This window comes from Asticcacaulis sp. P4_H10, from assembly GCF_056400965.1.
Genome location: NZ_JBFUKH010000001.1, coordinates 544,870 through 559,302 on the forward strand (window position 1 = coordinate 544,870; position 14,433 = coordinate 559,302).

Annotated in this window: 9 protein-coding genes; 7 read left to right on the plus strand and 2 right to left on the minus strand. The window is 58.8% G+C overall.

All coding sequences use genetic code 11. From position 1 onward, the window contains the following. Nucleotides 1–5 precede the first annotated feature (5 nt). The 4 genes from AC1DON_RS02505 (at nucleotide 6) to AC1DON_RS02520 (ending at nucleotide 8,630) form a co-directional block, all read left to right on the plus strand. Nucleotides 6–1,634, plus strand: coding sequence for a glycoside hydrolase family 43 protein (locus AC1DON_RS02505; protein ID WP_476933144.1), 1,629 nt, complete (start codon nucleotides 6–8; stop codon nucleotides 1,632–1,634). Nucleotides 1,635–1,674: 40 nt separating this feature from the next. Beyond that, nucleotides 1,675–3,300, plus strand: coding sequence for a glycoside hydrolase family 43 protein (locus AC1DON_RS02510; protein ID WP_476933145.1), 1,626 nt, complete (start codon nucleotides 1,675–1,677; stop codon nucleotides 3,298–3,300). A gap of 1,087 nt (nucleotides 3,301–4,387) precedes the next feature. Further along, the gene (locus AC1DON_RS02515; RefSeq protein WP_476933146.1) at nucleotides 4,388–7,729 is read left to right on the plus strand and encodes a TonB-dependent receptor; all 3,342 of its coding nucleotides are present in this window, start codon (nucleotides 4,388–4,390) and stop codon (nucleotides 7,727–7,729) included. Nucleotides 7,730–8,009: 280 nt separating this feature from the next. Continuing rightward, entirely contained in the window at nucleotides 8,010–8,630 is a 621-nt protein-coding gene (locus AC1DON_RS02520; protein WP_476933147.1) for a CC0125/CC1285 family lipoprotein, read from the plus strand. A gap of 163 nt (nucleotides 8,631–8,793) precedes the next feature. Here the strand turns inward: AC1DON_RS02520 and AC1DON_RS02525 are convergent, their stop codons facing one another. Continuing rightward, complete coding sequence (locus AC1DON_RS02525; protein ID WP_476933148.1) at nucleotides 8,794–8,991, minus strand: hypothetical protein; 198 nt, start codon at nucleotides 8,989–8,991, stop codon at nucleotides 8,794–8,796. A 22-nt stretch (nucleotides 8,992–9,013) separates the two neighbouring features. Continuing rightward, nucleotides 9,014–9,250, minus strand: a complete 237-nt coding sequence (locus AC1DON_RS02530; RefSeq protein ID WP_476933149.1) for a hypothetical protein — start codon at nucleotides 9,248–9,250, stop codon at nucleotides 9,014–9,016. Nucleotides 9,251–9,813: 563 nt separating this feature from the next. Between AC1DON_RS02530 and AC1DON_RS02535 the strand changes: the two genes are divergently transcribed. The 3 genes from AC1DON_RS02535 to AC1DON_RS02545 all read left to right on the plus strand — a co-directional run bounded on the left by AC1DON_RS02535 (nucleotide 9,814) and on the right by AC1DON_RS02545 (nucleotide 14,425). Continuing rightward, nucleotides 9,814–10,191, plus strand: a complete 378-nt coding sequence (locus tag AC1DON_RS02535; RefSeq protein ID WP_476933150.1) for a response regulator transcription factor — start codon at nucleotides 9,814–9,816, stop codon at nucleotides 10,189–10,191. 545 nt (nucleotides 10,192–10,736) lie between these two features. After that, on the plus strand, nucleotides 10,737–13,679 hold the full coding sequence (locus AC1DON_RS02540; RefSeq protein WP_476933151.1) for a TonB-dependent receptor plug domain-containing protein: 2,943 nt from the start codon (nucleotides 10,737–10,739) through the stop codon (nucleotides 13,677–13,679). 230 nt (nucleotides 13,680–13,909) lie between these two features. After that, nucleotides 13,910–14,425 carry a gluconokinase gene (locus AC1DON_RS02545; RefSeq protein ID WP_476933152.1) on the plus strand — a complete coding sequence of 172 codons (516 nt, stop codon included), beginning with the start codon at nucleotides 13,910–13,912 and terminating at the stop codon, nucleotides 14,423–14,425. The last annotated feature ends 8 nt before the right edge of the window (nucleotides 14,426–14,433 follow it).

Here is a 14,433-nt window from a genome sequence, read left to right on the forward strand (position 1 = left end):
ACAATATGAGCAGATGCCCTGACAGCCTGAACCGTCCGATTTTGTTCATGATGGCTCTCGCCCTTGCCTCCGTCGCGTCTCACGCCGTTGCGGCCGAACAGCCGGCAAAGGCGGCGCCTGCCCACAATCCCATTATCTGGGCCGACGTCCCGGACATGGCAATCATTCGGGTGGGAAAAACCTATTACATGAGCAGCACCACGATGCACATGAGCCCGGGTCTCCCGATCATGACATCGACGGACCTGGTCAACTGGCGCCTGGTCTCCTACGCCCATGAGACCCTGGCCGACAATGAAGCCCTCCGCCTTGAAAACGGCAAGAATGCCTATGGTCTTGGCTCCTGGGCCAGCAGCCTGCGTTACCACAACGGCATGTTCTATGCTTCGACCTTCTCCGCCACCAGCGGACGCACCCACTTCTACACCACGCGTGATCCCGAACGCGGCCGGTGGAAAGAGACGAGTTTCGAGCCCGCGATTGGTGACCACAGCCTGTTTTTTGACGACGACGGTCGCGTCTACCTGGTTTATGGGCATGCTCGCATCGAGATCTCCGAGCTGAAACCCGATCTCTCCGGAATCAAGCCCGGTGGCGTGAATAAGGTCATCGTCGACAACGTGAACGCCCAGTTCGGCACCGACCAGGGCGGCCTAAAAGGCGAGGGCTCGCAGCTTTTCAAAGCCAACGGCCGCTACTACCTCTTCAACATCGCCTCGCCCGGGACCCGCTGGGCACCCACCGTCATCGTCAGCCGCGCCGACAGCATCGCCGGTCCCTACGAGAGTCGCATCGCGCTGGATGACCAAGGGATCGCCCAGGGCGGCCTGATCGATACCCCGGACGGCAAATGGTTTGCCTATCTCTTCAAGGGCAACGGCGCCGTCGGTCGCATCCCCTATCTCGTGCCGGTGACCTGGAAGGACGGTTGGCCCGTGCTCGGCCAGGACGGCAAGGTGCCCATGACGCTCGACCTCCCCGCCGGCGGGCAGGGCGTCTCGGGAGCCTCAGGCATCGTCGCTTCTGACGAATTCGACCGCCAGCCCGGCGACCCCAAGTTGCCGCTTGCCTGGCAATGGAATCACAACCCCAAGCCTGGTGACTGGTCGCTCACCAAGCGCCCCGGCCACCTGAGCCTCGTCACCAGTCGGGTCGTTGCCACATTGCCGGAGGCGCCGAATACCCTCACTCAGCGCACCTTTGGTCCGAGCAGTTCCGCCACTACCAGCATTGACGTGAGCGGTATGAAAGACGGCGACTATGCCGGCCTTACCGTGTTTCAGAAACTCTATGGGTTTGTTGGCGTCAAGATGGCCGACGGCGTCAGATCCCTCGTCATGGTGAGCGCCGATTCCGACAAGCCCGAAGAGATCGCCTCCATTCCCCTCTCTGGCAAAACCGTTCATCTGAGGGTCGAATGCGAATTTGACCCCGCGCCTGAGCTCGCCCGTTTTTCCTACAGCCTCGACGGTAAAACCTGGACCCCCATCGGGCGTCCATCGCTCCTGACCTATTCCTACCCAACGCACTTCATGGGCTATCGCTTCGGCCTCTTCTATTACTCAACCAAGACCGCCGGCGGCCGCGTCGACTTTGACTACTACCGAATCGAGCCAAGCGGCACGCCCTCTTGATCGATACTCCTCACCCGCTGATTAGCTTCGGAGACAAAAAATGAACAAACGCACTGACAGCCTGAGCCGCCCGATTTTGTTCATGATGGCCCTCGTCCTTGCCTCCGTCGCGTCTCACGCCGTCGCGGCGGAACAGCCGGCAAAGGCGGCGCCTGCCCACAATCCCCTTATCTGGGCCGACGTCCCGGACATAGCCATCATCCGTGTCGGAAAAACCTACTATATGAGCAGCACGACGATGCACATGAGCCCGGGCCTCCCGATCATGACGTCGACGGATCTGGTCAACTGGCGGATGGCCTCCTATGCCTATGAAACCCTGGCCGACACCGAAGCCCTCAACCTCGAAAACGGCAAGAACGCCTATGGTGAAGGCTCCTGGGCAAGCAGCCTGCGTTACCACGACGGTGTATTCCACGCCTCGACCTTCTCCGCCAACACGGGACGCACCCACATCTACACCACGCGCGATCCCGAGCGAGGTCCGTGGAAAGAGACAAGTTTCGAGCCGTCGCTGGGTGACCATAGCCTGTTCTTCGACGACGACGGTCGCGTTTATATGGTTCACGGGGGCGGGCGCATCACGCTCACCGAGATGCAACCCGATCTCTCCGGCATCAAGCCCGGCGGCGTAAACAAGGTCATCGTCGAAAACGTGAACGCACAGTTCGGCACCGACCAGGGCGGGCTCAAAGGCGAGGGCTCGCAGCTTTTCAAAGCCAACGGCCGCTACTACCTCGTCAACATCGCCTCGCCGGGGAGCCGCTGGGCGCGCAGTGTCATCATCCACCGCGCCGACGCAATCGACGGTCCCTACGAGGGTCGCCTCGCGCTCGATGATCGCGGCATCGCCCAAGGCGGCCTCATCGATACCCCGGAAGGCAAATGGTATGCCTATCTTTTCAAAGACAACGCCGCCGTTGGTCGCATCCCTTACCTGGTGCCCGTGACCTGGAAGGACGGCTGGCCCGTGCTCGGCCAGGACGGCAAGGTGCCCATGACGCTCGATATCCCTGCCGGCGGACAGGGCGCCTCCGGCGCATCCGGCATCGTCGCCTCCGACGAATTCAACCGCCGGCCGGGAGACCCCAAGCTGCCGCTCGCCTGGCAATGGAATCACACTCCCGAGCCACGTTACTGGTCGCTAACCAAGCGCCCCGGCTATATGAGCTTCTTCACCAACCGGGTGGTTTCCACCCTGCCTGAGGCCCCGAATACCCTCACCCAGCGCACCTTCGGACCTGGCAGTTCCGCCACCACCAGCATCGACGTGAGCGGTATGAAAGAGGGCGACTGGGCCGGCCTGGCCGCGTTTCAGAAACGCTATGGCTTTGTTGGCGTCAAGATGAGCGAAGGTGCGAAATCGCTCGTCATGGTAAGTGCCGACTCCGACCATCCCGAGGAGATCGCCTCCATTCCCCTCTCCGGTAAAACCGTTCATCTGAGGGTCGAATGCGACTTCGAGCCCGCACCTGAGCTTGCCCGCTTCTCCTACAGCCTCGACGGCAAATCCTGGACCCCCATTGGTCGTCCCTCGCGCCTGACCTACACCTTCCCGCACTTCATGGGTTATCGCTTCGCGCTCTTCTATTATTCGACCAAGACCACCGGCGGCCGCGTCGACTTTGATTACTACCGGATCGGGCCCAGTGGCAGCTCTCGTTGACCTTTGCCCGCCGACGAGGAGCACTGCCTCAGCTTGTGGTCGTTTGGCCTAGATGGTCTCTGCAAGATGTGTTATTAAATCATAGTGTTATGATGAGGCAAAAGTTCTCATTTTCACTGTTCACGGCGCGCCAGCCAATTTTTTCTGACTAAAATCAGACCCCTCGGGGTCTTTTTTTGTGCCTGATTTCTGAACGGCCGCCCGAGCTTGTCACAGGTCCTGTTACGGGGCGCCGTCCAGGCGGTGTTCCGGGGCCTTTTGCTGCGCGCAAAGCTTTACAACATCGTCGATCTTAGACGGGTTCGCGCCGATCCATCTACGGCGGATAACGTCGTCAATGGCGGGTTCTCGCAGGATTCCTGTCTGCGGCGCGTTATGAAGCGAATGCGTTCCTGTGTCGAAACGCTCTTACACAGGCTGCGTTTGCCATCTCCAGATGGCCAAAGAATGCAGGGCAAGCGCCGATTCGGGTACGGCCCGAGATGGATTTTTCATTAAAAAACTTCTTGTTTGCTGAGCAATTTTCAACTTATTAAGTCAGACTATTAAGTTTCCCCGCATAATTTTACATAAGAATTATTTTGCTATATGTGAAATAATACCGCGCAGGCGGCTAATCCCAAAGTTTGGAATTTTCGACGTATATTTTTTAATATATTGTAATATATGAATTTATACATTTATATTTTTTCTATTCAGGGTAAGATCATGCGCGCGCGTGTCCGCTTAATTTGAAATCTAATTTTATAAATAAATATGTCCGTGTTTCAGTCCTGCAGCGTCCGTAAATTTTTACGTAAATAGTCTGACTTTTCACTTGGAAAAATGAGACCGTTATCATAGCTTTGTCCCGTCACTGCGTGCAGGGGGTGCCGGGAAGGCTAGTGCGGAAAGGCACAGCGTCATGCGCGTGGCGGCTCCAATAATAATCAAGCGCTTGCCGCCTTTGCGGAGAGGCGCGTTTCCTCAGGCCTAAAAGGCTAATCGAGGGAGGGACAACAATATTAAATCTGTAAAGGACAGTTCTGTCCGCAATTCCGCCACACGTCGTTCTCGCCTGGGCGGAATTCTGCTCGGCACGACGGCCTTGGCCAGTGCGCTGCTTGCGACTTCAGCTTTTGCGCAAGATGCTGCGCCCGCACAACCTGCCACGGGCGAAGCTCAGGCGCCGGCTGAGGACGTCGTCGTCGTCACCGGTATCCGCAACGCACTGCAATCGGCCGCGCAGATCAAGCGCAAGGCATCGACCTTCGTTGATTCGATTACGGCCTCCGACGTCTCGGCACTGCCCGACCTGTCGGTCGCTGAAGCGCTTCAGCGCGTACCCGGTGTCACCGTTACGCGCTTCACCCTCGGCGGCAGCCCGGACTTCCCCTCGCCCGAAGGCCGGGGTAACCTGATCCGCGGCCTGGGTTATGTGCGTTCGGAATTCAACGGCCGTGACGCCTTCTCGGCCAACGGTGGACGCGCGCTGGAATGGTCCAGCAATCCGCCCCAACTCGTCGGCGGTGTTGACGTCTACAAGAACGCCTCGGCCGACCTGATCGAAGGTGGTGTCAGCGGTACCGTCAATCTGCGCACGCTCGAGCCGTTCGACCGCAAGGGCTATTTTGCCTCGGCAACGGTGGACTTCAACTATGGCGACCTGGCCAAGAAGTGGTCGCCGTCATATGCCGTCATCGTCGGCAACCGCTGGCAGACAAGCGTCGGTGAATTCGGCCTGCTCGGCTCGGTGTCGACCTCGAACCTGAAATCGACGACCCATGGCTGGCAGCAGCCCGCCCCGATTCCGCGCGGCCCGAATACCGGCAACCCGCTCGAATCGAACGAACCTTCGTCGACGACCACGATCGTGCCCGGCAAGACTGTCGGGGTTATTGAAGGCTTCCAGATGCGGACGAACGATTTCGATCGTGACCGTAGCAGCGCCTACCTTGCGGCGCAGTGGAAGAACGACAATATGCGACTGACCGGAAAGTACATCCGGGTTGTCAACGATAGCTCGAGCGTGGAACATACGCTGGAATCGTTCCCGGACGGCGGCAGCAACCAAAGATATTCGGTCACCAACGCGACCTTTGATAACACCTCGCTGTCCGGTCTGAACCGCTGTAACGTGCCAGCACAAAGCAATACGAGGCCTGTCGATTACTGCGAAACGCAGTTTGCGGTCGACGGCGGGCTGATGACGTCCGGTATGGTGACGAACGATTTCGATAGCTGGATCGGGGCCCAAGGCCTGGGCGTTGCGGTTCTTGGTATCGGCAAACGCGAGCACTCGGTCACCGAGGATGCGAGCCTTAACTTCAAGTGGCGGCCGACCGATCGCTGGTACATCGAACTCGATGCCCAGAAGACGAAGGCATCCGCAAGCTCGACCGAAATCTGGGGCGGTTCCCAGACCTGGGCTGATGCCTTCATCGTGCCAGGCCTCGATAAGCCGAAGGTGACCCTGACGCCCAATCCGAATTCCGCCATCACGCCGAACTGGGCGGCCGGCAACACATTGACCACGGACGGCAACGGTAATACGACCTGGGCTTACACGCCTGGTCCGCAGAACGGCACGAACGATCCTGACGCGGCGTTCTGGCTCTATGCCGGCGAAGGTCACGGCGACGGCACGGGTGAGCTGACGGCTTTCAAGGCTGATGCTCAATACGACTTCGAAGGCGATTCGTGGTTCAAGTCGGTGAAGTTCGGCGCTCGCTATGCGGAACGCAGCCAGGTCAACAAGGAAATGGGCGTCAACTGGTCCGGTATCGCGCCGGCCTGGATGGGAACGGGCCTTGGCCTGTTTGCAACGGAAAAGACCCCGGCCTACGAAACGGTTGACTTCAAGGACTTCTACCGTGGCGGCGTTCTCCTGGGTGAAAACACCCAGTTCCTGGCGATCAAGTCCGAGCTCCTGCTCGATCCTGTCGCATTGGTCAACTACATCAAGAACGAGCCGACCTTCGTCAATCCGGACGGCAGCTTCAAAGTCGGCTGGCGGTCACAGCTCGGCGCTGACGGCCTGCCCAACTATGAACCGTCGCGCATTTCCGACATCACCGAAAAAACGACAAACGCATACCTGATGATGAATTTCGGCAAGGAATTCGACAATGGCATGTCGATTGACGGCAATTTCGGCGTCCGTTACACCAAGACGGAACTCGGTTCGACCGGCTTCATGTCCTACCGTGCCATCGACGTCGACCAACAGGTCGCGTCCACGACGGGGCAACCGCGTACGCCTGACGCGGAGTCGCATGACGCAGCGCAGGACTACCTGCCGGAGACGACGAAGTATCTCTGTCCGGATATTACGAGACCCCTGTCGGCTGCCGACCTCGCTGCCGGGTATACCACCGCAACCGCGATTTCACGACAATGTCATGATAATGGTTCCCAGGTCGGTTGGTCGGAAGCGCGCACTGTTGCTGTAGAGGACGCGCACTGGTTGCCTTCGTTCAATATTAAGTGGAACCTGAACGAAGACATGCTCGTCCGGTTCGGTGCCAGCAAGAACCTGACCCGTCCGAACATCCAGGACATGCGTGCAGGCCAAGAAACCACCGTCGTGACCACCCGCACGAACTACCCGCCAATCCCGTCCTGCATCCCGACGCCTGGTTGTACGCAGGATCCTTTGTTCGGCGTCGATCGCGGTGCGCAGAACATCACCTTGGACCAGATCCGGGTCAACGGCGGCAATCCGAACCTGAAGCCGATCATCTCCTACAACTACGACCTGTCGTGGGAATGGTACTTCCAGGGCGGTATGCTGTCGACGGCCGTCTTCAAGAAGGACCTCCAGAACATCATCCAGGGTGGCGACACAACCATGGGTTCCGTCACACTTGATGGAAAGACCGTGAACGTCGTTTATGGTGGTCAGGTCAACGCTGATGAAGCGAAGATCCAGGGCATTGAGCTGGCCTACCAGCAGTTCTATGACTTCCTGCCTGGCTGGATGTCACACCTGGGTGTTCAATCCAACTTCACCTTCATCGACTCCAGCGCGACCCCGCCGCCGGCTTATATCGATACCAATGCTGACGGCGTGCCCGACGACTTTGGCACCATCTACCGCTTCGGCGTCAAAGACCTCCTGGGGCAGTCGAAGTACATCTTCAACTTTGTCGGCATCTATCAGGACGATAAGTTTGAAGCACGCCTGGCTTACAACTGGCGTTCGGAAAACCTGGCGACCTACCGCGATTACATCACCGGTGATCCTATCTATCTCTCGGATATCGGATTCCTGGATGGATCGCTCAAGTACAACATCAGCCGGCAGTGGCAGGTCAGCCTGAATGCCTCCAACCTGCTCGATACCAAGAGCAAGGCTGAGGCTATGGTGAACGTGAATAACCAACGCGTTGACCGCTTCAGCTTCCTGAACGACCGCCGCTTCGTGTTCAGCGCGCGTTATCAGTACTAAACACAAACAAGACTTGGAGCGGGTGTTTGGCGTCCGCTCCAAGGGTTTGCGTGATTACCTGGGAGGGGCGGACATGTTCCGCCCCTATCGGGCAGTGGGCGACCGAGGGCCATGTTAATGGCCATAATGTTCTCAGCAGTTAAAGTGTGACGGGTAAGCCAGGACCAACTGCCGAAGCGTCAGTGGTCCGTGTGTTCGCACCAAAAAAACGAAGTTCAATTATCGCCTGTCGTTGAATTGCCTACGGCGCGCCGGCAATAGCGAGAAGGAAACCAGCATCATGAAGAAAATATTGATCGTAGCCGCTGCGGTTCTGGCCACCGCCACAGCGTTCGCTGCTCCGGGCATTGCGACCGCCAAGGCCCCCGCTTATCAGGCTGCGGGTCCAAAGGGCGGCGCGGGGTATACGACTGCCCCCATGGGTAACGACCGCCATGTCGTCATCTATACCGGCAATGGGCGGATGAAGCGTGACGTCGTGGCAAACTATGCCCTTCTGCGTGCAGCCGAATTAACGTCGGAGGCGGGCTTTGAGTGGTTCGCCGTCCTCAGCACCTCCGTCAAAAGCATTGAAATCGGCGGTGAGGACGATCTTTCGACGCGCACCGGGGCGTTCATTGGCAATATGAGCGGTGCCGGTTCGGGTGCTGGCGCCGATCAGAGCGCGGGCAGTGGAACCAACGACGCCAGTCCTCAGTCAGGGGCGGCGACCGGGGGCTATGGTGGCGGCGACGTTCCGCCGGTGGTTCTTGAGCGCTGGAAGCCAAGGAAGGTTGAGCAGGCCGTCCTCATCATCCAGATGGGCAAGGGCGATAATGCCAGCTTCCCAGACCTCACGACGAAACCGGAGATTTTTGGAGCCAAGGCAACGGCAGAGGAAATCCGCGCCATGATGAAATAAGCCGGCGGTCACGGTGCGGCACATGAGGTGTAACTAACCTTTGCGCCGCGCTCACCGTCAATCAGATAAAGGCGGCGGCCGATTGCGTTGCGATCGGCCGATTATGAAACATTCATTTTCACTGCATAATTATGTAAGAGTTGCCCCCCGGCCTGAACCGGGCTCAGGCCTTACCGGGGCTACCCTGATTAAGAAGGCCCTTTTTTACAGCCTGGTACTGCCCGGGGCGATCCTCCCAGGCCGGATCGTTTTCCACGTGGAAGGATGCGTTCGGCGTATGCCCTTCCGTCTTTTCGTCGCGGACATCGTTGGGCGCAGGCGCCTTGCCCTTTAGTGGGTTGTCAGGCTTGGGTTCGGTCATTGCCGACGTCTCCCTAATTCAGTTACTTGGAAATGGGAGTCGTCTTCTCGCGATCGAGAATATCTTCGTCGTCATCGTGGATTTCAACGGCGCCGTTATCCGGCATGTTCCGAACGTCCAGCGCTGCGCCGGCTGCGTCCTTCGGTACGGGTTCGATATCGACCGGCATGTCGATGCCGGCATTATAGCCGCCCTGCCGGAGGACGCCGTTGCGGACGGTTTCCGCGGTGTCGCGACTGTCACTATGGTTCTTGGCCATGGTCGGTCTCCTCTTTCCTCAAGGATAGACTTCTCGCCATAAGGTCTGGGTGGGAGAGGTGGGCTCGAGGATAAAAAAGGTGTTGCGCTGTATGGTCAGACTCAGAGCCTGATCAGAAGCAGGAACACATAGACGATTGCCATGCCAAGGGCCGCCAGTGCCACTTTGCGGGGCAGGCGGCGTTCTCTTGCGGTGGGTACTTGGTCGGGAGAGCGGCCGGGATCTGCCATATCGGTCTGTTCCAATGCTTGATGAGCACAAGCCTTAGCGGTGATGCCGGCGGAATGAAGTGCATCGGACATTGGCAGAAGTGATGGCGATCCGGACAATGACGGCGGTTGAAAGCAGGATGCTGCTGACCAATCCGCCAATAGCCAGCAGGCCCGCCGGTGTGGTGCGCTGACATCATGAACCACGGAGTTGGGGCCAAAGGCCACGACGATAACGAGCGATCTTACGTCCCTGGCGAATATTGCCGCATTTGGGCACGAAACACATTTCGACCTTACGGAAGCAAGGATAAGCAAAGTTGCTTCAAGTCACTGCAAGTCAGGTAGTTGAAAATGCAACCAAGCCGAAAAATATTGATTGTAGAAGATGCGCCGGGAATTCGGAACGTCCACAATATCTTCTTTGAGCTTCAGGGGTTCGATGTCCACACTGCGGATGAGGGGCGAAAGGCGATCGCGTTGGCACAAGCCAACGGCTACGACATTATCGTCCTCGATCTGGGCCTGCCCGACATAGACGGCCTGGAAGTCCTGCGCAGCATAAGGGAATTCTCGAGTGTCCCCATCATAGTCATGACCGCTCGCACGGACAGTGCGTCAATCAACGCTTCCCTGAGTCTTGGCGCAAACGAATATATGAATAAGCCATTCAAACCGGAAACGCTGCTGAGGCGCATTGATGCGCTGGCATCGCGTCAGGAGAAGGTGTGACGGCAAGCCTTGGACATGACTCTGGTGTGGCGTCTTAGTTTCACAAACGTGATATTTTGGATTTTCATGCCTAATTTTGCGTGAGTATTGCCGTCATCCCTTGCAAAGCCACGTGGCGGCGCAATGATAGCGCTGTCATTGCGCTTTGCGGCGGTAGTCAACTGCCAAGCCATATGCATCAGATATGACACAACAAGTGGAATAGCTTTCCTTCTGAATTCGTTGCTAATTGTAGACGTTCAAAAGTTGGTCATCGGGGTAGCTTGACATAACGGGATTTTCATTCTACCCCTAACCCACCGGGATGCACTGGCTTGCAATGTTAGCGCTGTCATCGGAAATAAAAAGATAACGGGAATAACGCCGGGTGCTTGCTGAAACGCATAGGCACTCAAATAACAGTTTCAATGGTAGCGCTGTCATGGCGTTCAAGCAGGCATTAAGGCAATTAATTGCCAGGACTGGCCCGCGGACGTCTGTGCAGTTCAGGGAATGTTAGCGCTGTCATTGGCTGCAACGAAAACATCGTGAAGGGAAAGACACTCATGATCAAATTTAAGCGCCACATTATATGTTCGGTGTCCGCGCTCGTGCTTGGGGTACTCGCGACCGGGGCATACGCGCAGGATAATGCCCAGTCGAGTTCAGAAGCCGCCGGGGAAGAGGGGGGGGTTGTTGTTGTGACGGCGTCCCGGATTACGTCTCGGGGTTTCAAGGCGCCGACGCCGACGAGTTCGATCGGTCAGCTGGAAATCGCCAACAATGCGCAGCCGAACATCTTTACGACGATCGCCCAGCTGCCGTCGCTTCAGGGCTCGAGCGGCACGACGACCAACACCTTCTCGACCTCTAGCGGCCAGCAGGGGCTGAGCTCGTTCGCCCTGCGCGGCCTGGGCGTCAGCCGCACCCTGACCCTGCTCGATGGCCAGCGCGTTGTCCCGGCCAATATCGGCACGGGCGCCGCCGACATCAGCCTGTTCCCGCAACTGCTGATCAAGCGCGTCGACGTCGTCAATGGCGGCGCCTCGGCCTCGTGGGGCTCCGATGCCGTCGGCGGTGTGGTCAACTTCGTCACCGACACGCGCTTTGAAGGCTTCAAGGCCAATTTCGCGATGGGCGAAACCACCTATGGCGACGATCGCACCGGTGTGGCTCAGGTCGCTTTCGGCAGGGGCTTCTTCGATGACCGTATCCACACGGCCTTCGCTCTGGAATATCACCGTGAAGAGGGCGTCAAGGCCGGCGACTTCGGTGAGAAGGCCGCCAATGGCCGTGACTGGTACCGCTCCTCGACCCTGGTCAATACCGGCATCACCAACAACGGCTCGCCGCAGTTCCGTAATCTGGATCACGCCCAGTCGATTACCTACAGCAAGTACGGCCTGATCACCGCCGGTCCGCTGCAGGGCATCGCCTTCGACGCCAACGGCAATCCCTATAATTTTGCCTATGGTTCGAACGGCCTGGGCGGTCCGGCTGGCGTGCCGGGCAAGGACACGGCCGGCACGATCGCCGGTTGCTATGTCGGCTTCTGTATCGGCGGCGATACCTCTGCCAATATCGGCGTCGGCGCCACGCTCCAGTCGGGCATCATCCGCTCGAACTTCTACAACCGCACCTCGTTCAACCTCGACGAAAACAACGAGATCTACTTCACCGTCAACCTGGCCAAGGTCGATACGCACAACCAGCCGAACCCGGGCACGACCCAGTCCGGCCTGACGATCCAGTGCTCGAACCCCTACGTGCCGGCGTCGATCGCGGCGCAGTGCGCACCGAACAGCATCACCAGCTTCAAGCTGGGCACCGTCACGCCGTGGCTGCCGAACATCCGCGTCAACACCGAGCGCAAGCAGGAGCGGTTTGTCCTGGGCGCGAACGGCAAGTTCGGCCTGTTCAACACGGACTGGACCTATAACGCCTATTATCAGCACGGCCAGGAAACCTCGGACATCAGCGTCCATAACCTGCTGCTGAAGGCCCGCTTCACGGCGGCGATCGATGCCATCACGCTCAATGGCGCCATTGTCTGTCGCGATCCTGTCGCCCGCGCCAATGGCTGCCAGCCGGTCAATGTCTTCGGCAACCAGACGCCCAGCGCGTCTGCGCTTGCCTATCTGCAGCCGGCGGTCGGCGCCTACCAGCACACCATCCAGACGCAGGACGTAGCCAGCGTCAGCTTCTCGGGCGAGCCGTTCTCGCTGTGGGCCGGCCCGGTCTCCATGGCGTTCGGTGCGGAATACCGTCGTGAAACCTATCGCGCGGTTGCTGATCCCTACGGCAATGGCACCAGCACGCCCTACAGCCCCGAATATCCCTCTGATCCGCTGCTGAGCACCGGCGGCGGCAACTTCTACGCAGGCAACTACCGTAACGGCCGCGGCAGCTACAATGTCGCCGAAGCCTTCCTCGAGTTTAACGTGCCCCTGGTCAACAACGAGGCGGTGGGCACCGTCAACCTGAACACGGCCGGCCGCGCCACCAACTACAGCACGTCCGGATCGGTCGAAGCCTGGAAGGTCGGCCTGACCTGGGATACGCCGTTCGACGGCATCCGCGTCCGGACCGTCCGGTCGCAGGACGTGCGCGCGCCCAACCTGAACGACCTGTTCGGCCCGATCGTCTCGACCAACAATCCGACCTTCACCAACCCGTTCACCAACTCGATCATGACCATATCGCAGAACGCGGGTTCGAACCCCGGCCTGAAGCCGGAACTGGCGCAGAACTTCTCGTTCGGCGTCGTCCTGGCCAATCCGTCGTGGGCGCCGCGTTTCAACGCCTCGATCGACTACTACAGCATCGAGATCGACGACGCGATTTCCAGTGGCCCCAACGCCACCCAGCTGGTCCAATACTGCTTCGACGGATCGGTGCCGGCCGCCTGTAGCGCGTTCAATCTGACGGGCGCCAACCCGTACGTGAACGTCGGAAGCATCAACGCCGCCTCGATCAAGACCAGCGGCGTCGACTACGAAGTCAGCTACCAGATCCCGAAGCCGATGGGCATGGATGGCAACCTGGTCCTGCGGGCGCTGGCGACCAATGTCCGCGACTTCACGACCGTCCCCGGCCTGCCGGGTACGATCGCGTCGCAGACGGCTGGCCAGAACTCCGGCGCCACGCCCGACTGGAAGGCCCTGTTCGTCCAGACCTACTCGACGGACACCTACAGCCTGACCCTTCAGGAACGCTGGTTCAGTGATGGCGTGATTGGCAACCAGTACGTGGTCTGCAGCACGGGCTGCCCGGTCTCGACCTCGAACAACCCGACGCTCGACAACAACCACATGGACGGCGCCACCTATGTCGACCTGGCCGGTTCCTACAATATCCGCAAGGGTGTCCAGGCCTACTTCAAGATCGACAACATGTTCAATGTCGATCCACAACCCTCGCCGCAGACCAATACAGGTCTCGACGTAAACCCCGCGCTCTACGACCTCCTCGGACGATTCTACAGAGTCGGTATCAGGATATCGTATTAACGCACGACCGGATATCCGCTGCCCGTTGCGGCGGATATCCAACCCTGCCCCTAACTTGGCCTGACGCACTGGCGACGGTACGCGCAGCGCTGTGTGGCTACATGCTTCCAGATCACGGTTTTGCCAGGGCATTGCGCCCGAGCCGTCTGGAAGCATGATTTCTTTCGTGTCCAAAGCCGGACCGCCTTCGAGGCAAGACATTGACATTATCTGCATACGCGATCGTCATCATGGGTATCAGTGGATGCGGGAAATCAACGCTGGGCAAAGGCCTGGCGGCGGCGACGGGCTATCGTTTCGTCGAAGGTGACGAACTGCATCCGGCGGAAAACATCGCCAAGATGTCGGCTGGCATCGCCTTGACCGACGACGACCGCTGGCCGTGGCTGGAGCGGATAGCCGACGAACTCAAGGCGGCGGAGGAAGGCGACGGTTGTATCGTGTCCTGTTCGGCCCTGCGCTACGCCTACCGGCATCTCCTGAATACGCGGTCGTCCCGGCCGCTTCTGTTTATCTTCCCGCAATTGCCGGTCGATATCATCCGGTCGCGCCTGCATAATCGTCCCAACCACTATATGCCGTCGAGCCTTATCGACAGCCAGGTCGCGACGCTTGAATTGCCCGGACCTGAGGAAAACGTCCTGACCATCGACGGTGCGGCGGACCCGTCGCGCTGCGTTGACCTGGTCATGCGCTATTTATCGCCCGCTGAAACCTCTCCCCGACACAAGTTGAACCATATCTGACGGAGGCT